This is a genomic window from Roseofilum halophilum BLCC-M91 (genome assembly GCF_030068445.1).
Taxonomy (GTDB): Bacteria; Cyanobacteriota; Cyanobacteriia; order Cyanobacteriales; family Desertifilaceae; genus Roseofilum; species Roseofilum halophilum.
Map to the genome: position 1 here is coordinate 1 of NZ_JAQPOK010000118.1, position 18,780 is coordinate 18,780.

At 43.7% G+C, this 18,780-nt stretch carries 20 protein-coding genes; 19 read left to right on the forward strand and 1 reads right to left on the reverse strand.

The window, feature by feature from the left end; genetic code table 11:
* The first annotated feature begins 215 nt into the window (after positions 1 to 215).
* The 15 genes from PJF56_RS15710 to PJF56_RS15780 all read left to right on the forward strand — a co-directional run bounded on the left by PJF56_RS15710 (position 216) and on the right by PJF56_RS15780 (position 13,022).
* The gene (locus PJF56_RS15710) at positions 216 to 350 is read left to right on the forward strand and encodes a hypothetical protein (protein WP_283763637.1); all 135 of its coding nucleotides are present in this window, start codon (positions 216 to 218) and stop codon (positions 348 to 350) included.
* Between the two features lie 349 nt (positions 351 to 699).
* Positions 700 to 948, forward strand: a complete 249-nt coding sequence (locus PJF56_RS15715; protein ID WP_283763638.1) for a hypothetical protein — start codon at positions 700 to 702, stop codon at positions 946 to 948.
* The gene (gene vapC, locus PJF56_RS15720; RefSeq protein WP_283763639.1) at positions 945 to 1,352 is read left to right on the forward strand and encodes a type II toxin-antitoxin system tRNA(fMet)-specific endonuclease VapC; all 408 of its coding nucleotides are present in this window, start codon (positions 945 to 947) and stop codon (positions 1,350 to 1,352) included. The genes PJF56_RS15715 and vapC overlap by 4 nt, the downstream gene beginning before the upstream one ends.
* 300 nt (positions 1,353 to 1,652) lie before the next feature.
* Positions 1,653 to 3,320 carry an NACHT domain-containing protein gene (locus PJF56_RS15725; RefSeq protein ID WP_430540893.1) on the forward strand — a complete coding sequence of 556 codons (1,668 nt, stop codon included), beginning with the start codon at positions 1,653 to 1,655 and terminating at the stop codon, positions 3,318 to 3,320.
* A gap of 110 nt (positions 3,321 to 3,430) precedes the next feature.
* A complete protein-coding gene (locus tag PJF56_RS15730; protein WP_283763641.1) occupies positions 3,431 to 3,691 on the forward strand; it encodes an AbrB/MazE/SpoVT family DNA-binding domain-containing protein in 261 nt (86 codons plus the stop codon).
* Positions 3,679 to 4,008 carry a type II toxin-antitoxin system PemK/MazF family toxin gene (locus tag PJF56_RS15735; protein ID WP_283763642.1) on the forward strand — a complete coding sequence of 110 codons (330 nt, stop codon included), beginning with the start codon at positions 3,679 to 3,681 and terminating at the stop codon, positions 4,006 to 4,008. Before PJF56_RS15730 ends, PJF56_RS15735 begins: the two co-directional genes overlap by 13 nt.
* Positions 4,009 to 4,211: 203 nt before the next feature.
* Complete coding sequence (locus PJF56_RS15740) at positions 4,212 to 6,917, forward strand: NACHT domain-containing protein (protein ID WP_283763643.1); 2,706 nt, start codon at positions 4,212 to 4,214, stop codon at positions 6,915 to 6,917.
* A gap of 208 nt (positions 6,918 to 7,125) precedes the next feature.
* Complete coding sequence (locus tag PJF56_RS15745) at positions 7,126 to 7,476, forward strand: DUF433 domain-containing protein (protein WP_283763644.1); 351 nt, start codon at positions 7,126 to 7,128, stop codon at positions 7,474 to 7,476.
* Positions 7,473 to 7,817, forward strand: coding sequence for a DUF5615 family PIN-like protein (locus PJF56_RS15750; RefSeq protein WP_283763645.1), 345 nt, complete (start codon positions 7,473 to 7,475; stop codon positions 7,815 to 7,817). The genes PJF56_RS15745 and PJF56_RS15750 overlap by 4 nt, the downstream gene beginning before the upstream one ends.
* Before the next feature lie 39 nt (positions 7,818 to 7,856).
* Positions 7,857 to 8,066, forward strand: coding sequence for a hypothetical protein (locus tag PJF56_RS15755; protein WP_283763646.1), 210 nt, complete (start codon positions 7,857 to 7,859; stop codon positions 8,064 to 8,066).
* A gap of 695 nt (positions 8,067 to 8,761) precedes the next feature.
* The gene (locus PJF56_RS15760) at positions 8,762 to 9,883 is read left to right on the forward strand and encodes an N-acetyltransferase DgcN family protein (protein ID WP_283763647.1); all 1,122 of its coding nucleotides are present in this window, start codon (positions 8,762 to 8,764) and stop codon (positions 9,881 to 9,883) included.
* A 25-nt stretch (positions 9,884 to 9,908) separates the two neighbouring features.
* The gene (locus PJF56_RS15765) at positions 9,909 to 10,982 is read left to right on the forward strand and encodes an alanine/ornithine racemase family PLP-dependent enzyme (RefSeq protein ID WP_347179561.1); all 1,074 of its coding nucleotides are present in this window, start codon (positions 9,909 to 9,911) and stop codon (positions 10,980 to 10,982) included.
* Between the two features lie 320 nt (positions 10,983 to 11,302).
* On the forward strand, positions 11,303 to 11,551 hold the full coding sequence (locus PJF56_RS15770; RefSeq protein WP_283763649.1) for a DUF3134 family protein: 249 nt from the start codon (positions 11,303 to 11,305) through the stop codon (positions 11,549 to 11,551).
* Positions 11,552 to 11,614: 63 nt separating this feature from the next.
* Positions 11,615 to 12,700: a phospho-N-acetylmuramoyl-pentapeptide-transferase gene (gene mraY, locus PJF56_RS15775; protein ID WP_283763650.1), complete on the forward strand. Its 1,086-nt coding sequence runs from the start codon at positions 11,615 to 11,617 to the stop codon at positions 12,698 to 12,700.
* Positions 12,701 to 12,755: 55 nt separating this feature from the next.
* A complete protein-coding gene (locus PJF56_RS15780; protein WP_283763651.1) occupies positions 12,756 to 13,022 on the forward strand; it encodes a ribbon-helix-helix domain-containing protein in 267 nt (88 codons plus the stop codon).
* Positions 13,023 to 13,352: 330 nt separating this feature from the next.
* On the opposite strand, the gene PJF56_RS15790 is transcribed toward PJF56_RS15780, so the two are convergent.
* Positions 13,353 to 14,555, reverse strand: coding sequence for a phosphoglycerate kinase (locus PJF56_RS15790; protein WP_283763653.1), 1,203 nt, complete (start codon positions 14,553 to 14,555; stop codon positions 13,353 to 13,355).
* Positions 14,556 to 14,647: 92 nt separating this feature from the next.
* Here PJF56_RS15790 and PJF56_RS15795 point away from each other — a divergent pair, with 92 nt between their 5' ends.
* From PJF56_RS15795 to PJF56_RS15810, 4 genes are all read left to right on the forward strand, one after another.
* Positions 14,648 to 15,058 carry a universal stress protein gene (locus PJF56_RS15795; protein ID WP_283763654.1) on the forward strand — a complete coding sequence of 137 codons (411 nt, stop codon included), beginning with the start codon at positions 14,648 to 14,650 and terminating at the stop codon, positions 15,056 to 15,058.
* A gap of 19 nt (positions 15,059 to 15,077) precedes the next feature.
* Entirely contained in the window at positions 15,078 to 15,923 is an 846-nt protein-coding gene (gene ylqF, locus PJF56_RS15800; protein WP_283763655.1) for a ribosome biogenesis GTPase YlqF, read from the forward strand.
* A gap of 105 nt (positions 15,924 to 16,028) precedes the next feature.
* The gene (locus tag PJF56_RS15805; RefSeq protein ID WP_283763656.1) at positions 16,029 to 18,263 is read left to right on the forward strand and encodes a diguanylate cyclase domain-containing protein; all 2,235 of its coding nucleotides are present in this window, start codon (positions 16,029 to 16,031) and stop codon (positions 18,261 to 18,263) included.
* Between the two features lie 195 nt (positions 18,264 to 18,458).
* Positions 18,459 to 18,767 (forward strand): hypothetical protein, encoded by a 309-nt coding sequence (locus PJF56_RS15810; RefSeq protein ID WP_283763657.1) that lies wholly within the window; start codon positions 18,459 to 18,461, stop codon positions 18,765 to 18,767.
* The last annotated feature ends 13 nt before the right edge of the window (positions 18,768 to 18,780 follow it).

The window sequence follows — 18,780 nt, forward strand, 5'->3', positions numbered from 1 at the left end:
AATAGATTTCTATAGAAGTCGCAATATTCGTCAATTACAGAGAGGGTCAGTTGGGCAGGTCGTGGTGCAATCATCGTTCCGATCAGGCTTTCAGCCTTTTTTCTTTATTATACTCTTCCCAGAGTGACAAAAGAGGGGTATCATTTAGTCTATTTAATTGCTTTCCGTACATCCAGTATCTTTCACTACGCCTAACCCTGTGGCTAACAGGTCAAATGCCTTGGAATATCACCCGGTTCCTCGACTACTGCACAGAACGCCTCATCCTGCAACGAGTCGGCAACCGCTACCGCTTTATCCATCGCCTCGTGCAAGAACACTTCGCCAAACTGGAAATCCAGAAAGAGTAAAACCCAATCAAAGAAAACCCTTTCTCAAAGAAACCCGGTTTCTGGCAACTTGGCTATAATAGTCGTAACCCCCTTAGCCACTCCTCAACTTAAATCAGTTTAAGGATGAGTTGGCATAAATTAGGTACAATTAGATATTAATCACAAATCAGAGAAATTCATGCTGAACATACAACTAGACCCCGAAACCGAAGCCCGTTTAGTGGAAATTTTAGCCCAGGAAAAAACGACCAGCGATGAATTGATTAAACGGTTGTTTTATTAATTCTGTTTAATTTAACTATTCCTTTAGTTAATCCTGATGATGAGGATAACAAGAAAAAAATTAGTTTTAGGGAGAAATTTTACCATGAAAATCAAACTCAAATCAAAAACCGATCCTGAAGGTAAGTTATTATTACAACTTCCCCAACAATTGGCTAACAAAGAATTAGAAATTGTTATTAGTGATTTGGTTGAAGAAACAATACCAACACCTGAAGAATTAGGTTATCCTGCTGATTTTTTTGAAAAGACTGCGGGGAAGTGGGAAGGTGAAGTTTTAGTTAGAGAAGAATTAGTAAATTGTGATGAGAGAATTTGGGAGATTGAATCATGATTTATTTACTAGATACTAATACTTGTATTCAATATTTAACGGGGCGTAATCTTAATGTAATAAATAAATTTAAAATTACGCCTCGCCAAGATATTTGTTTATGTGATGTAGTCAAAGCGGAATTATATTATGGTGCTTTTCGTAGTGTCAAAAAAGAGCAAAATCTCGCTTTATATGAGTTATTTTTCTCTCAATATGTTAGTTTACCCTTGAATGGAAAATCAGCGAAAATTTATGGTGAAATTCGCTCGGAATTATCAAAATTAGGTACTCCCATAGGTGCTTATGACTTTCAAATTGCGGCTATTGCTTTAGCTAATAATCTGATTTTGGTAACTCATAATACTAAAGAGTTTCAAAGAGTAAAAAGTTTACAACTTGAAGATTGGGAGGAAAACATTTAATTTTAGTATTTTTTTAGGAAGATATTAAGTTGTTTTGTGAAGAAGAAATATGGAGTCTGCGATATAGCTCTTGTGTTGAGGTTTTTAGAGATTGGTATGAAAGTTTGTGTTTATCTATTCCACCTGCTAGTCCGGATAGATATTCATTAATAATTACTCATATTGCTAAAATAAAAATGGGTAATACAAATAACGGGACAAGAAACCGGGTTTCTCTAAGACAACTTCTGCCACCCCACCGAAACTTACATAGAAACCCGGTTTCTGGGGTAAAATAATGACAGTTTTGAGGAGATGGCAATGGGTGTAGGGCGATCGCTCCTGAAATTAAGCATTGGGACAGGTTGCGCGTTTATGGGCTTGACCTGTGCGCCAATTCTTACCGAAGCGGGAAGTGTTTTGGGTCCAATCTTAGCCTCCTTTTTAGGAAACGTGGCCATCAGCACTACAGCCAATGCCCTTGATGACTTAACCGCAGGGCAAGACCCGGATAGGGTATCCCTACAAAATCAGGATTTAACGAAGGCGGTGGGGAAGGCGATCGCTGCCGTCATCACCCTCGCAGCCAAACAACACCCAGGCAAAACCCGCCAACATCTCGAAAAAATCGCCGCCCAAGCCAAGGATAACTGGGTAAAAATCGCCCAACAGGAACTCACCCAGCAACGTTACCCCGAACTCCGAGAAGCCAAACTCGACCAATTCCTCACCCCGGAAGAATATCAACTCACCCAACAAGGCAACCTCACCGCTACCGAATGGGGGGATATCTTCATCCGCCTTAACATGGCAGCTTGTAAAGGGGGTGGCTTTCCCATTGCCGCAGAGGTACGTCAACAAGTCGCTGATTTACTGCATACCACCTTCCCCAAAGCCTTGCGAGAAACCCTAAAAGAAGACTTTGCCAAGGATGGGAAAGCCTTTGCGGGGTTAACGTTGCAGTTACTCACGGGAATGCAGGCACAACTGAGCCAACTGCAAGCCAGTCCAGGGGCGGTAAATGCTGAGGAATTCAGCCAAATACTGCAACAGTTTCAGGAAGTAGAAACCCAGTTACGGGGAAACGTCACCCAGCAACAGGCATTTTTTACCGATATTTCCGGCAGGATTGATTCCGGTTTTGCAGAAGTCTGTCAACGGTTGGGGGTGATGGAAACCCAGATTACTCAGTTGTTGCAAGGACTGGAAAGCACCCTCGAAAGTTTGGTGGCAGAAATTCGATCGCATTTTGATGCCGCTAACCCCCATCTTTCCTTAGCAGAATGGCGACCTATTGCGGAGTTAATGCTGGCTAACCGACGGGCATTAACGGCTAATCCGGCATTTAAGCGGGTGGATGTTTATGTGCCGTTGGCATTGGTGGAACGTCGCCAAACTCAGCAACGGAAACCGGGGCCAAGTCTGGAAAATCCAGAAGAGTGGGAACGGGAAGAAGAGAAAATGACTCCCATCGCCGAGGATGAGTTTTTTAACCAGGTTTTGCGGCAGGGGAAAAGTCCCCAAAGTCAGGGGCGACGGATTGCGGTGATTGGCGAACCGGGGTCAGGAAAAACGACGCGGTTACAGGCGATCGCCGATTGGATATTGGCAGAAAATCTCGGCATCCCCATTTGGATTGAGTTGGCACAATTTACCGAACCGACTCTGGTGAATTATCTGGAAAAATGGTTGAAATTGGCGGGAGTTGCAGGGGCGATCGCGTCTCTGCAAGACCATAAAGAGCATCTCTGGTTATTGATGGATGGCTTGGATGAAATGGTAGCCCGGATTGAACAGCCCCATGTGTCCCAGTTATTAACCGGGTGGGTGGGGTTAGGACGGGTGATTATTACCTGTCGGGTGAATGTCTGGGAAGCGGATCGAAATGCCTTTTCGGGGTTTGATGTCTATCGGAATTTACCCTTTGAGGCGGAGCAGATGGAAACCTTTATCCGGCAGTTCTTTGCCCAGAGCGATCGAGAACAGTGATTCGATCTTGATTCTCCTTGATATCTTAGGATTGAACATCGAGCAACCCTTGACGACCCTTTCGAGGGTAGCTACAATGTAATCACATCTGCTTTTGAGATCATCTAAGTATGAGTACAGTGATTAGAACCCGAATTGTTAAAATTGGCAACTCCCAAGGTGTGCGTATTCCTAAACTACTCTTAGAGCAAAGCGGTATTCAGACAGATGTTGAAATTGAAGTGGAGGGCGATCATCTCATGATTCGCACCGCCCGACGGTTACGCAACGGCTGGGATCAAGCCTTTGCAGCAATGGCGAAAGAACAAGATGATGTTCTTCTCGATCGAGTCAACAGTACCGACTGGGAGGAAAGTGAATGGGAGTGGTAGCCAAGCGTTTCGATGTTTTTTTGGTTAATCTTGACCCGACAATTGGCAGTGAAATTCAGAAAACACGACCCTGTGCGATCGTCTCACCGGATGAAATGAACCGCCATATTGCCACGGTGATCATTGCACCAATGACGACAAAAGGGAAAGCCTACCCGACGCGAATTTCCTGCCAGTTTCAGGGTAAGGAAGGGCAAATTGTTCTGGATCAAATCCGCACCATTGATAAAACTCGATTGGTCAAAAAACTGGGTCAAATTAGTCCAGATGAGCAAAGCGGAGTTCTCGACACCTTGGCTGAAATGTTTTCCGAATGAGCCAATCGAGGGGGGGATGCGATCGCTCCTTACCCGGACGATAAACGATGCTTTAGTGATTAGCTTTTGATTTCTCAAACCAGAATGCCATGACAAATTCCACTTTAACTCCTGCCGATGCGCTAATTGCCGCCCTCCATGAACCGGGACGGGAAAACCTCCTTGATTTAGTCCGAAATCCCTTGCGTTTGACGTTGCTCTGCATGACTTGGGATGGGTCATCGTTGCCGGAAACTCAGGCGGAGTTATATGAGCGTTATCTGAGAAAGATTTATGAGTGGAATCAGAATTTGCATGAGTTGGCAAAGTATGCGGAACGTTGTGGCACGACTACGACGGAATTAAAGCAGGATTCGCATCAGCAATCAGATATACTGAAAAAATTAAAGCAGAATTTGAATCGTAAATTGGGGGAACTGGCAAAGGCGGCGCTGAATTTGCCCCAGGAGCGATTTCGGTTATCACAGGCTTTGGTGGAACAGCATCTAGGGGAGGAATCGGATCGGACTTCTTTGGGTTATTTGGCCTTGCGGTTGGGCTGGTTAAATCGGGTGGGCAAAGATGGGCGCGGCGATGGGATTTTTGCGTTTTATCATGCCACGTTTCAGGAGTATTTTGCAGCGTTGGCGGTGGAGGATTGGGATTATTTTTTACCGAAGGATCATGTGGACTGTCCGGTGGCAGGGAAGCGGTATCGGATTTTTGAGAAGCAGTGGAAGCAGGTGATTTTGTGTTGGTTGGGGCGTGGGGATATTGAGGCTGAGAAGAAGGAGGGGTTTATTCGGGCGTTGGTTGAGTTTAATGATGGAGTCCAAGATTTTTATGGATATCAAGCCTATTTTCTGGCAGCAACAGGAATTAACGAATTCACAAATTGTTATTACTCCAATTTTGTTGTACAGAAAATAACTGCTTTTGCTTTTGGATTATACTCTGAATCCGAGAATCTGTGGATGAATTTTGAAAAAAGCATTAGAAATAATGCAAGAAAAGCAGCAATAGAAACCAATAGAAAAATACTAAAAAAGCAAGTGTTACTTATAATAGATAGCCCAAAATCTCCCGACTATATAAAACTAGACATCATTGAATTAATACATAGATTTAATTTGTTTAAGATAGATGATATTCAATGTGTTGATTATTTGCTGAATATTTTAATTGACAATCATGAAACTATGTCTAACCGCATTTATGAAATCTTCAGCGAATGGCTATGGAAAGATGAAGATTTTGTTGTCAATTATCTAATTGAAAAAATGAAAAATATAAACATATTTCCTTATGTATTTGATGTTTTAGAAAAATTGGCACACAAAAACTTTAAAATTATTGAAACCTGGATTTCTTGGACATTAATGGCAAATGATTATCATATTTTTAATTTATTTAGAAATAGTTTGTGCAAAATATCAAAAGGCAATATAAAAGCAATTAATCATTTGTTACACACTTTTGAAATTGCCCAAAATGGACATATAGATTCGACTTGTTTTTTAATTGCCACAATTTTAGGCGAAATAGCAGAGGGAAACCCTGAATGTATCAAGATATTGATACATTTTCTTGCATCTACCAATAACAAGAAGAAATATGATTTTGTTTTCAATGCCTTGAGCAAAATAGGGAAAAATGATCCTCAAGCAATTAATGCTTTAACAAAAATCTTATATTTGACTGAAAAATCGACAGTATGTAGGACAGTAGCTAAAAATCTCAGACAACTTGAAGTAAATAATTTGCAAGTGATTAATTTTGCTTGGATTAGAGCATTAGAGTTAACGAATGATGAAGAAATCTGCTGGGATGCTGCCGTGGGTTTGATGCAAACAGGACAACATGATGAAAAAGCAATGGATGCTTTAGTAAGAGCTATGGAAAATACTAAAACAAAAAATACTTACATTCAAATCTTAATCAGCATAGGAAAAATTACTAATAAGCACAACTCTAAAATTATTTTTAAATTACAGAAACTTCTTGAGTCTTGTGATGACAAAGAAATTCGATTGAACTTGGCGATTACTTTATTAAGTATTGACCCTGAAAATTTATTTGGAATTTCCGAAATGATCAATAATAACTGTAATTGTATAGATATATACAACTTGGTTATGTTTGCCATGATGCAAAACTATGAGAACAATGAAAATGCAAGAATTTCATTATGCAGAATACTCAGCAAAACCCATAATATATCAATTCGTCAATACATTAACAGTTATTTTAAAATTTTTCTTAAAAATCATCAGCACAAAATTAGTGCGCTCTTAAATCTACGCTCTATAATGACTAATGAAACTGAACATGAGCAATTGGACTTACTTTATAACTGCTATGAAGTTTTTTGGGGCATCTCCCAAGATATCCCCTATCCCGAATTTTACCAAGCATGGCACAATCCCCCCACCACCCCCCATCCCGAAGTGGAAGACAACACCCCCGCAACCCCGACCCCCTTTACCCAACAGTGCAACCTCGCCCTTCTGCCCCAAATCCTCAACCAAGCCATCCAAACCCACCCCGTCAACCGCCAACCCATTTGCATTGATGGCAGCCGCTTCAGCGACCCCAGCAACCCCGCCCTGCAAATCTACACCACCCTGAAAAAAGCAGGTTGTCCCCCCAGTCCCGACGGTAAACCCCGTACCATTGCCGAATTACAAGCCTACTGCGAAGATGACCTCAGCGACCAGGCGATCGCCCTCATCCTCTACGAAGAACCCACCGACCCACCCCCCCAAGGCTTGGATATCGCCGTCCTCAATCAACTCGCCCGGTTGAGCCATCCCCCCATCGCCGTGGTTGTCCCCCAACCCCTCCCGGAGTGCCGACTCCCGCAATTCCTAGAAAGCGACCCGGATTTGATGGCAACTCTCCTTCAGTGGTTGCAAAACCTGGACAGATAAAAGGCGATCGCTACCGCTTCATCCATCGCCTCGTGCAAGAACACTTCGCTAAACTGGAAATCCAGAAAGAGTAAATCTGACTCTAAGAAACCGGGTTTCTGTCAGGCTTTCTGTACCCTAACAAAGATAGTAATAGAAACCCGGTTTTTGGCAACTTGGCTATAATAGTTGTAACCCCCTAGTATCAACCCATATCCCCATCCTCAATATGACATTCATCACCGATACTCCGGTAACTTGGCAATACCTAGACATTGATGCTCAAAATCAGGCAAGAATTGCCCATAGTCGCGTTTCAGTTGCCCAACTGATTCAAGAAAAACATGCCCACGGCTGGAGTCCAGAAGAACTGCACTTTCAACACCCAGAAATTTCCCTGGCTGCCATTTATTCTGCCCTCAGTTATTACTACACCTATCAACCCCAGATTGATGCTCAAATTGCTCAAGAACAGGAAGAAATCCAGAACCTGCAAGCTGATTTAATTACAATGGGAGTCGGTCATCATACTGCCGATTTTAAGCAAATGCTTCAGCAAAAACGGCAGCAGCAAGGATGAAAATGGCAATCTCTTACTATTTCGATGCTCCAGTCCATCGAGCGATTAAAATTGGTTTACAACTGAGAGGGGTTGAGGTTATGACCGCTCAAGAAGACAATAATAGTAGTGCTATTGATGAAATAATTTTGAGTCGTTCTGTGCAACTCAATCGTCCTCTTGTAACCACAGATCACGATTTTTTAGTTTTAGCTAAAAATTGTGTTGCTCAAGGTGAAGCGTTTACAGGGATTTTCTTTTTAAGTCCTAAAGTTTCGATTGGTTATGCGATAGAAGAGTTAGAGGTTTACGCCAAAATTGGAGAATTAGAAGATTTCGCCAATCAAGTAATTTTTGTTTGATGTTGAACTGCCCCCGCTTTATCCATGAGAGGAAAAGCCATGAACTTTGTTGTTTGCATCAAAAATACAGACTATGCCGCTTCCCTAGAAGTTCGCAAGATTTATCAAGTCTTACCCGACTCGAAAGCGAATAGTCATCAAATGCTGCGGATAATTGATGAATCAGGGGAAGATTACCTCTATCCTAACTCCTATTTTATGCCCATTGAACTATCCGCTCCTCTGCAACAAGTTTTAGAAATGTCTTAGGTTGAGTGAAATCAAAGAAACCGAGTTTCTGAGCATTCGGCTATAACAGTATCAACTCTTACCTATTTTAGGTAAGAGTTGTTTTAGAAGAATATCTACACATCTTGTAGACTCTCCCGGATCTATAGTGATATAACACTTTTCTAACAGCCATGCCTCTTACTGAATTATTCCCTGTAGTTAGTCAGCTTTCGCATCAGGATAAGCTATGCCTTATTCATTTCCTCTTGCTCGCTTGCTGAGGTTGAAAAGCGAGCAAGATGCTCGCACTCCTTTCCTTGCACTGGTTTGGGAGAACACGGGTTAAAATAGCGATCGCAAGATCGCAACGACTTTCTTCCCCAGCCCTACTGAATACTCGCTTGCGCCATTATCTCCTCGCACGACTCAAGCGCAAAGCGCTGTATTCCAAGTCTCTTGAGATGCTCGGCTATTCGATTCGTTTGCTCCTTCACTACCTCCCCTCCATTTTGGCTCGGTTCTCTCTCCTTCCTCTCTCTAGTCCAATGCCCAACGCAGAATAGTAATGTGTGTTACAGTTGAGGCAGGCTAACTTGAAACTAAAATTCCCCTCAAGTTGGAGCGAACATTCTGCCTATAAATAGAGCCTTAGATACTAGCGAAGCTTTGTAGTCTCCAAGGATTTTCTTATACTTTTTGGAAGCTTTATATATAAACTGAAGGAAATCAATTACATGAAAATTCTTAAAAAAACGGCCCTGATTTACTGCGAGAAAGAATTTGGCTTGATAGACGGAAAAGTTGCCGCAGGACTAGTTAGACACTCGGAAATCTATACTATTGTTGGGGTTATTGATAGTTTATTAGCCGGTAAAGATGCAGGAGAAGTGCTAGGAGATAAAAAGAGTAACATCCCCATTTTTGCTAACTTGGATGAATCTTTGAGCAGCCTTTCAACAATTCCAGACTGTTATATCTATGGTAAAGCACCTTTAGATATTTACATATCCGAAGAAGAACGGTGTCTAATCCTGGAGGCTATGGGAAAAGGGATGGATATCATCAACGGTCTTCATCAATTCTTTTCTGAAGATCCAGAATTTGCCCGTATGGCCATTGAGTACGATGTCAAAATCAAAGACATCAGAAAACCGCCAAGCTTAAAAGATTCCCACGTTTTTACTGGCCAAATATCTAAAGTAAATATACCGGTTATTGCCGTATTAGGAACCGATTGTGCTTGCGGGAAAAGAACCACCGCAGTGGAACTCAACAAAGCCTTAAAAAATGTAGGATTAAAATCGGTTCTGGTCGTGACAGGGCAAACTGGCTTAATGCAAGGTGAAAAGTATGGTGTGTCTATGGATGCGCTGATTTCCCAATTTGCGATCGGTGAATTAGAAAATGCCGTTATTCAGGCTTTTGAAACCGAAAATCCTGACATTATTTTAGTCGAGGGGCAAAGCGCCGTTAGCCATCCTGCCTTCATGAGTTCCATTGGAATTTTGAAAGGAAGTGTGCCAAATGGAGTGATCTTACAACATCCGCCTGCTCGAAAATTTCGCTGTGATTTTCCTGATTTGTTGATGCCTACTGTTGAAAAAGAAATTCAATTGATTGAATCCATTTCTCAATCTCAAGTGATGGCGATCGCATTAAATCACGAAAACCTAACCCGCGAAGAAATTCTGACCATCATTGAGGACTATGAAGGCCGTTTCCGCTTACCCACCACCGATATATTGAACTACGGATGTCAAAAACTGGTTCAAGTTTTAAGCGATCGCTTTCCAAATCTGAATCATAAAATCATGCAGAGGCGCTTAGAAGAAATAGCTTTATTGGCAGTGAGATAGACCCAAAATGCTTAGACAAATAGAGATAAAAGCGTTACTGCCAAGGATAGAAATATCTCTATCTCAAATCCGGCATAATGCTCAGATGCTATCCGAGCATTATGGACGAAAAGGAATTTCCTTGATGGGGGTCTCCAAAGCAACCCTAGGAGATCCGGAGATCGCTAAGGCAATGATTCAAGGCGGAGTAAAATTCATTGCCGACTCCCGCATCGAAAATATTCAAAAAATGAGAATTGCAGGAATTTCGACTCAGATTGTGCTTCTCCGCACAGCATTCAGTCAGGCGGAAGCGGTAATTAAAAATGTGGATATTAGTCTCAATACGGAACTTGAGACGGTGAGAGAGCTTTCCAACTTTGCCAAGATACACAATACACTTCACCAGATTATTGTCATGGTGGAGATGGGCGATTTGCGAGAGGGCATACTTCCTTGTGACCTTCCCCAATTCATCAAAAAAACGATTGACTTACCTAATATCAAAGTCATTGGAATTGGCTGTAATTTAGCTTGTTATGGTGGAGTTAAGCCCGACAACCATAATATGTATCAGTTATCTGAGTTGGCTGATGCGCTCGAAAAGGAGTTTCGGATTCACTTAGAAATAATTTCGGGCGGCAATTCAGCCAACTATGAATGGTCTGAAGCCGCGCAAGCGGTCGGAAGAATTAACAACCTACGTTTGGGTGAATCGATTCTTTTAGGATGTGAAACTGTTAATCGGAAAGCCATTCCGGGCTTGTATACCAGCGCCTTCAAGCTAATTGCTGAGGTGATCGAGTCAAAGGAAAAGCCTTCTTTGCCATTTGGAGAGATTTGTCAGAATGCTTTTGGGAATGTTCCCACTTTTCTAGATCGCGGTATTCGTCGCAGAATTATTATCGCCTTGGGAAGGCAGGATATTTTAGTATCTGGCTTAAAACCTAATAAAGCTCTAGAAATACTGGGATCTAGCAGCGACCATGTTGTTCTTGACAGCAATAACTATGATTGCCAGGTTGGTAGTGAAGTGGAGTTTAATTTAGATTATGGTGGGTTGCTCTCAGCAATGACTTCTCCTTTCATTGCAAAACAAGTTATTGGCAATAACCATTAACTTTGACTATCGGTTGTCCAACTCAGCTTAGACTTCCGACGGAACGGTTAACATTCTGGTTGGCATATCGCCTGTTGCGGTAGCGGATGGTATTGACGATCCGGCAACGACGACTTTCAATGAGGAATTGTATGGTGGTAATATTTAGATCCAACTGGGCAGGTTTACAATGCCAGCCCGTTTACACCATTCGGCGGCTCAACCCGAAATTGTCAGTCAATTTCAAGTCACTCCGATGTGATGCTAACAATTCTCTGGTCAGATCCTGATACACTCAAAACAGTTCAGTACCAAGATTTTATTTTCCCATTGTCTCGGCCATGTCTTCCAAATTTGTACCGATCAAAAACCCCTCCTTACGGGAAACCCCCCGTTCTCAACTGGCTCCCATCCTTCCTTCTCCTCCTACCGAGTCCCTTGTAGACTGGTTAGAAAAAACGGGACGCATGTCTGTTCGCGAAGTCCTAGATGAGGATTTTGTTGATGATGATGCGGATATTTCCGAACTGATGGAGGGAAATGACGATAATTATGAGGAGGAGGAGGATTCCATGGACGATCAGCAGTAGGCTAGACCTGTCCATGGAGTAAATTGGACATTGAATCTGTTGAGTGTGAGTGTGAGGAAAACTGTGGACGCGAAATTTAGCTCTGGGGGATTCTCTTTTTCTGGGGGAACCCGCCTATTCTGGATCTTAGTGGTGGGTTTGGGACTGACGGCTTTAGCCCTTGATTTGCCGATGAACCCGTCTCAACCCTGGCTTTCCCTGAGTCTGCCCTTCTGGAGTGGGTTAGCCCTAACCACTCTGGTGGGCGCTTGGGCTGTCCCGACTTTAAGAAGGATTAAAGCGGGCCAAATTATCCGCGAAGATGGGCCGCAAGACCATTTGAAAAAAGCGGGAACCCCAACTATGGGAGGGATCTTTTTTATTCCGGTGGCGGTGCTGGTGGCTTTGGTGACTTCAGGAGGCGATCGCAGCGTTTTCGCCGTTTCTGTTGTCATTTTAGGCTATGGGGCCATCGGTTGGATTGATGATTGGCAAATTCTCCGCCGTCGCTCCAATAAGGGCATTTCTCCCAGAATGAAGCTGATCCTACAGACTCTTTTGGCGGTGAGTTTTAGCCTGTGGATGCTCTTGACGCAACCGCCGGATCTAACCACAGTAGCCCTCTTTGGAGCCGTTAGCCTGCCTCTGGGTTTGTTCTTTTGGCCCCTAGCCGCGTTTACCCTGGTTTCGGAAAGTAATGCGGTGAACCTCACGGATGGTTTAGATGGGTTAGCAGGCGGAACTTGTGCGATCGCCTTTTTAGCCCTCGGCGTTCTCCTTGCTCCCACTTCCCCCAGTTTAATGATCCTCGCTTGCGCCCTCAGTGGCAGTTGTGTGGGCTTTCTTGCGTATAATCGTAATCCTGCCCAAGTGTTTATGGGAGATACGGGTTCCATGGCTCTCGGCGGCGGTTTAGCGGCGATCGCCCTCATTAGCGGTAACCTCTGGAGCTTAATTATTCTCAGCGGCCTGTTTATTGTCGAAACCCTCTCCGTGATCCTGCAAGTGAGCTATTACAAAGCCACCAAAGGCCCCGACGGTATCGGTAAACGCATCCTCAAAATGGCCCCGCTCCACCACCATCTGGAACTCTCTGGATGGTCTGAAACCCAGGTTGTTGGCGTATTTTATGGCGTTGTCGGTATCCTCGCCATTCTCAGTTATCTTTAAGTCATCCCGTAGGGTGGATCAACCCAGTTTACAGAATGGATAGAACCAAACCAAGATGAATATTACTCTCAAGCCAGAACAAGAGCAATTTATTCAATCCCAAATTGAACGGGGAATTTTTGCCAATGCAGAACAGGCGATAGAGGTAGCATTACGCTTGTTAGAAGAACAAAGTAGAGGTTACGAAGAATGGGTAGAAGAAACTCGCGAAAAAATAGATTTAGGATTGGCGCAATTGGAAAGAGGCGAAAAATTTCCGATTGAAGTTGCGTTTGAAAGATTAGATCGAAAGATTACTAAACTACGTGAGAGTCAACAGTGAGTCAAAATTTTATTTCTTCAGAGGCACTGGCTGACCTAGATACAATTATTGAAACCTGATTTACGGGGAATTCCAATCATGGGGTATATTATTTTTTATACAGTTGTTGGAGAAGGCGTGGAAATTGTTCGGGTGGTGAGTGCTTATAGAGATTTAGAGTCCGTGTTTTTGGATGAATAAGAAACTCTAGAAATTTTTGTCCTATTTGTAACTGCTATCGCTCTTACTTATTACTTATTACTGGCGCAGCGCAAATCGCTGTATGGATCTTCCCTTTCCCTGGGTAAAAGGAAAAGGGAAGATCGACAAAAGTTACAGAATCGAGTTGGCTTACGCTTCGTCTAAAGCGGCAATACCGGGGAGTTCCTTACCTTCGAGCAATTCCAAGCTTGCGCCACCACCGGTAGAAATATGGCTCATTTGGTCAGCAACGCCGACTTTTTCCACTGCTGCCACGGAATCGCCACCGCCGATAATGGTAGAAGCGCCAGTTTTGGTCAGTCCAGCTAAGGAGCGGGCGATCGCCTCAGTACCGGCTGCAAACTTATCAAACTCGAACACACCCATGGGCCCATTCCAGATCACCGTCTTACAATCAGCTAAAGCATCCTCAAAGGTTTTCACCGAATCCGGGCCAATATCCAATCCCATCCAGCCATCGGGAATATTATCCACGCTCACAGTTTGGGAATTAGCATCAGCCGCAAAATTATCCGCCACCACCACATCCGTGGGTAACAACAGGTCTACACCCCGCTCTTTCGCCTTCACTTCCAAAGATTTCGCCAACTCTAGCTTATCTTCTTCCACCAAAGACTTACCAACCTTCATGCCCCGCGCCTTATAGAACGTGAAGATCATGCCACCCCCAATCAGGAGCTTATCGCATTTTTCCAACAGGGTCTCAATCACGCCAATTTTGCTCGATACCTTTGAGCCACCAATAATGGCCGCCAAAGGTCGTTGGGGACTTTCGATCGCCGCTTGCAGATACTTCAGTTCCTTCTCAATCAAAAATCCAGCCACCGAAGGACTCAGGTACTTGGTCACCCCTTCCGTCGAAGCATGGGCCCGGTGAGCGGTTCCAAAGGCATCATTCACATACAGATCGGCAACTGAAGCCAATTGTTTAGCAAACTCTGGATCATTCTTTTCTTCTTCAGCATGGAAGCGCACATTCTCCAGCAGTAGCACATCCCCATTCTGCATTTTAGCGACCGCAGCGGCCACCTCATCCCCCACACAGTCATCGGTTTTGGCCACCTCTTTACCGAGCAGTTCAGATAACCGTGCGGCCACTGGAGTCAAACGCATAGACTCATTCACTTTTCCCTTGGGTCGGCCGAAGTGAGAGGTTAAAATAACCTTAGCACCCTTGCTAGTCAACTCTTGAATCGTAGGCAGAGCAGCCCGAATGCGAGTATCATCAGTGATAGACCCATTATCGATGGGAACATTAAAATCCGCTCGCACTAACACTTTTTTGCCAGAAACGTCAGATGCTGACAAGTTTGCTACCGTTTTCTTGGGCACAGGATAAACCTCCTTCAAAAAATTCTTCGTTATGTTTTTGATTACGCTATCGTCCACATTGTATAGGAGTCCGTGTCTCGGAGGTAAGACCCATGTTTAAGACTGTTCTCTTTCCGATTAACAAAAGCCAAGAAACCTTGGCAGCCACAGAGGTGGTGATGGATATTGTCAAAACCTATGGCTCTCAACTGATTCTGCTCTCTGTGCTGGAGAATGAGACCACCGAAGAGGATGCGTCTAGAGATCCCATGATCTCCCATGACCAAATTGCTGAACTGCTCAGTAAAGTTCAAAGCGGCTTTTCCAAGAGTGGTATTGAGTCCAAAATTTTAGAACGGGAAGGCAAACCGGCCTTTACCATTTGTGATGTGGCTGATGAAATCGATGCCAATCTGATTATCATGGGCAGTCGGGGCGTTGGTCTGACGGAAGATGGATCAAAAGATAGCATTACCAATCAGGTGATTAATCTTTCTCCTTGTCCCGTGTTGATTGTTCCTTAAGTTTAGTAAAGCGCTGATTATGATTCAATGGTATCCCGGACATATTGCTAAGGCGGAACGTTCTCTAGCCGAACAACTCAAGCGAGTTGATGTGGTCTTAGATGTTCGGGATATTCGTATTCCTTTGACGACGCAACACCCAAAATTGAAGGAGTGGGTGGGGAGTCGGGAGCGGGTTCTGGTGCTGAACCGGATGGATATGATTTCGCCGGAGATGCAGGATTTATGGTTACAGTGGTTTACCGATCGCCAAGAGCAGCCCTATTTTACCAATGCTAAATTGGGTAAGGGGATTCGAGAGGTGACCCAAGCGGCGATCGCCGCCGGTGCATCGATGAACGAGCGCCGACGCAAGCGGGGAATGCGTCCCCGTCCCGTGCGAGCGGTGGTGGTCGGGTTTCCGAATGTGGGAAAATCAGCCCTCATTAACCGCCTCTTAAACCGTAAAGTAGTGCAAAGTGCGGCCCGTCCGGGGGTGACTCGGCAACTGCGCTGGATTAAAATTTCCTCAGATATTGAGTTATTGGACGCTCCTGGAGTGATTCCCGTCCGATTAGAGGATCAACGGGATGCGGCCAAGTTAGCCATCTGTGATGATATTGGTGAAGCCAGTTATGATAATCAACGGGTGGCGATCGCCCTGCTGGATATCTTTCACAAACTGAATGCTCATGTGAATACCTTGGATAAACTGCGATCGCGCTATGAGGTCAATCCAGAAAACCTCTCTAGCGAAGACTATTTACATACTTTAGCCGAAGCCAAATATCTCGGAGATCTAGAACGCACTGCCTGCCAACTGCTAACCGATTTCCGCAAAGGTCAATTGGGATGGTTTCCTCTAGAATTGCCCCCTTCACTATAATTTCATAGCCAGCACTGAGTACAATCAGGGTTGAAGTCTCCTGAAACTCAACTTAAGATTAACTCACCGCGATGGCATCATCTACCGTAGGGAGCCAAAATTCTAATGGCTAATCGGCTTTTTCACCACCCGAAAACAGTTCCTTTGCCCATTTATATCCTTGTGCCTGTACTCTTACCCATCTTGGTCGCCATGAGCGTCACGGGATGGCTCTCCTTACGCCGCAATCATCAGTTAGTGCAACACTTATCCCGGCAATGGATGGAGGAAGTGGGCGATCGCGTCAAAACTAAACTGAGTCAAGATCTCGCTTTTCCTCAAGAGCTGCTCAACTCCTATGAAAATTTCCCCTTAGAGGGTAGAGATGGGGCGATCGCCTTCTCCCATCAAAACTGTTTTTGGCCCTTTCTCAACAGTTTCCCCTCCCTTCAAAGCATTTCTTTCGGGCTAGAGGATAGCGGGGAACTTATAGCCGTCCATCGCACGGAAGATGGGGAACTGATTTGCGCCCTGGCTAACGGAGAAACCAATAACCAGCTATCCACCTATCGTCTTGGCGATCGAGGTGAAGTCAAAGAGCTGCTTGACTCTTCCGTTAGTTCCTACGATGCTCGCAAAAATTTGTGGTATCAAAACAGCATCATCGATGCACAAGTCACTCTAGACATTACACGCCTTCCTTCCCTATCTCATCCCTCTATTGAGTTGCAACTTATTCAGCCCTTTTATTATCCCAATCAAGAATTAATTGGGGTAGGTAAAATTGATTTCACTTTAGACTCTTTTCAGGAGTATTTGCAAAATATTAATTTAGATTTTTCCGCAGAGATAATTGTTTTCGATCGACAGATAAACCCATTTATTTATTCTGATAACACCTCAAGAACAAAGAATATTATTGAAATTGATTTACTTCCTAAGATCCAACAAAAGTTAATCGCACAAAACTCCGAAATCATTCAAATATTTAGTCACAATAAACAAAAATATTGGACATTAAGTATTGCTTATAATTTGCCCGGCGATCGGCAATGGTGGATTAGTATTATTGTTCCTGAAAAACAAGTTTTTCAAGCCGTAGAAATCAATTTTCGCAATCAACTACTCCTGAATTTAGGTGCAGTCAGCATCTCCATCGCTTTAGGCAGCTTTTTCCTGCATAAAATCAGCTCTGTCCTCAATCAACTGAGCCAGAACGCCCAACAAGTGATCGAGGGTAATTTATCTCTAGAAAATTTCCCCCATTCTCTAGTCTATCCCCTCCAGGGCTTAATCGATCGTTTGGAAAAATTAATCCAATATTGGTGTCAACTCGTTCAGTCTATCGGTCATGAAAACGAACGGTTATTAGACAAGGTAGAATCAGGAACAAACTTGTTAATTGAAGCTGTAGAAAAAGCAGATAAAGCCAACTTAAAACTACAACAATCCCAATCCCTTCTAGAAAGTATAATTAATAGTTCTATGGATGGGATTATGGCATTTCAATCCCTGCGAGATCCTCAAGGTAGAATTATCGATTTTGAATGGATCGTTAGCAATCAGGTCGCAGCATATTTTTTTGAAATCAACACCGTCAATTTAGTCGGAAAGAATTGGCTCCAAGAAATCAATAGCCCTAACCTAAGAAGCCTATTCGATCATTATGTCAGCGTCGTAGAAACCGGCCATTCTTTAGAGTTAGAGTTTCCCTACGATCGTCAAGATCAACGGGCTTGGTTTCATGTGATTGCGGTCAAACTTGGAGATGGCTTATCGGTTAACTTTCGGGATATCACCGATCGGAAAAAATCAGTATTTGAACTGCGAAAAATGCTCGATGAAGTCCATAAGATCGCCAATACAGACGGTTTAACCAAAGTAGCGAACCGTCGTCAATTTGATGAATGCTTGTATCAAGAATGGTTGCGCTTAAAACGCGATCGTTTGCCCCTATCGATCGTTTTATGCGATGTGGATTACTTTAAGTTCTATAATGACACCTATGGACACCAAGCTGGGGATGACTGCCTGATCCAAGTAGCCAGCGCCATTCAACATTCAGTCCGCCGCTCTAGTGATGTGGTTGCTCGCTATGGAGGAGAGGAATTTGTGGTTCTTCTTCCCAATACTTCAGAAGAAGGAGCCAAAGTGGTAGCCCAGTTAATTCAATCGAAAATAAATGACCTGCAAATTCCCCATAAAACCTCTAAAGTTGCGGCAACAGTCACCATGAGTTTAGGTATCGCCACCTTGGTTCCGACCTCAGAACTCTCGAAAGAAAGCTTAATTGCTCTAGCAGATGAAGCCTTATATGAAGCCAAGAAGCAAGGGAGAAATCGGTTTGTCGTCAAATCTTAAGCTAGGGGAGTTCAGGAATTGACCAGAAGAAATTAAACTAAGAGAAGACAAAAACGCTCTATTCTTTGTCAGTGAACCCCGGTAAATGTAACAAGATGTTGCAACTCTTTGAAAACTATTGAGAAATCACCCAAACATCCCCGTGCCCTTTACCCTGGTTGATTAAGTAATGTTAAACTTGCTCCATTTAAGCGTATGAACAATCAACAAACCTATCGTCTCCATTGCACTCTCTCCTTTGGAGATATCTATGGGCAAATCATTGTCTGGTTAATTGTAATTTTCCTCAGTTTAGCCGCAGCTCTCGCCCTGATGGGTGCAGGGAGTCCGGTTTACGCCTTAGCGACGGTGGGATTAATTCTGGTTCTTTCCCTACCCTTCTTGCTATTTAGTTTTGTGACGACCTTACTCAACCATATTGAATTTTTACCGGTTGAAGAGAGTCCGCAAAAACGGCCGTCTCGTTCAGGAACGTCCCAAAATCCTGCCAAAGCGGCCGGCTAATTGATTCGTCTGT

Excerpts from the sequence above, each read along its gene's own strand:
- PJF56_RS15750 (WP_283763645.1), top strand. The coding sequence starts at position 7,473 with ATGAAAATGGCAATCTCTTACTATTTCGATGCTCCAGTCCATCGAGCG.
- PJF56_RS15780 (WP_283763651.1), top strand. The coding sequence starts at position 12,756 with ATGAATATTACTCTCAAGCCAGAACAAGAGCAATTTATTCAATCCCAA.
- PJF56_RS15715 (WP_283763638.1), top strand. The coding sequence starts at position 700 with ATGAAAATCAAACTCAAATCAAAAACCGATCCTGAAGGTAAGTTATTA.
- PJF56_RS15810 (WP_283763657.1), top strand. The coding sequence starts at position 18,459 with ATGAACAATCAACAAACCTATCGTCTCCATTGCACTCTCTCCTTTGGA.
- PJF56_RS15795 (WP_283763654.1), top strand. The coding sequence starts at position 14,648 with ATGTTTAAGACTGTTCTCTTTCCGATTAACAAAAGCCAAGAAACCTTG.
- PJF56_RS15740 (WP_283763643.1), top strand. The coding sequence starts at position 4,212 with ATGACTTGGGATGGGTCATCGTTGCCGGAAACTCAGGCGGAGTTATAT.
- PJF56_RS15730 (WP_283763641.1), top strand. The coding sequence starts at position 3,431 with ATGAGTACAGTGATTAGAACCCGAATTGTTAAAATTGGCAACTCCCAA.
- PJF56_RS15770 (WP_283763649.1), top strand. The coding sequence starts at position 11,303 with ATGTCTTCCAAATTTGTACCGATCAAAAACCCCTCCTTACGGGAAACC.
- ylqF (WP_283763655.1), top strand. The coding sequence starts at position 15,078 with ATGATTCAATGGTATCCCGGACATATTGCTAAGGCGGAACGTTCTCTA.
- PJF56_RS15735 (WP_283763642.1), top strand. The coding sequence starts at position 3,679 with ATGGGAGTGGTAGCCAAGCGTTTCGATGTTTTTTTGGTTAATCTTGAC.
- PJF56_RS15725 (WP_430540893.1), top strand. The coding sequence starts at position 1,653 with ATGGGTGTAGGGCGATCGCTCCTGAAATTAAGCATTGGGACAGGTTGC.
- PJF56_RS15745 (WP_283763644.1), top strand. The coding sequence starts at position 7,126 with ATGACATTCATCACCGATACTCCGGTAACTTGGCAATACCTAGACATT.
- vapC (WP_283763639.1), top strand. The coding sequence starts at position 945 with ATGATTTATTTACTAGATACTAATACTTGTATTCAATATTTAACGGGG.
- PJF56_RS15760 (WP_283763647.1), top strand. The coding sequence starts at position 8,762 with ATGAAAATTCTTAAAAAAACGGCCCTGATTTACTGCGAGAAAGAATTT.
- PJF56_RS15710 (WP_283763637.1), top strand. The coding sequence starts at position 216 with ATGCCTTGGAATATCACCCGGTTCCTCGACTACTGCACAGAACGCCTC.
- PJF56_RS15755 (WP_283763646.1), top strand. The coding sequence starts at position 7,857 with ATGAACTTTGTTGTTTGCATCAAAAATACAGACTATGCCGCTTCCCTA.
- PJF56_RS15805 (WP_283763656.1), top strand. The coding sequence starts at position 16,029 with ATGGCTAATCGGCTTTTTCACCACCCGAAAACAGTTCCTTTGCCCATT.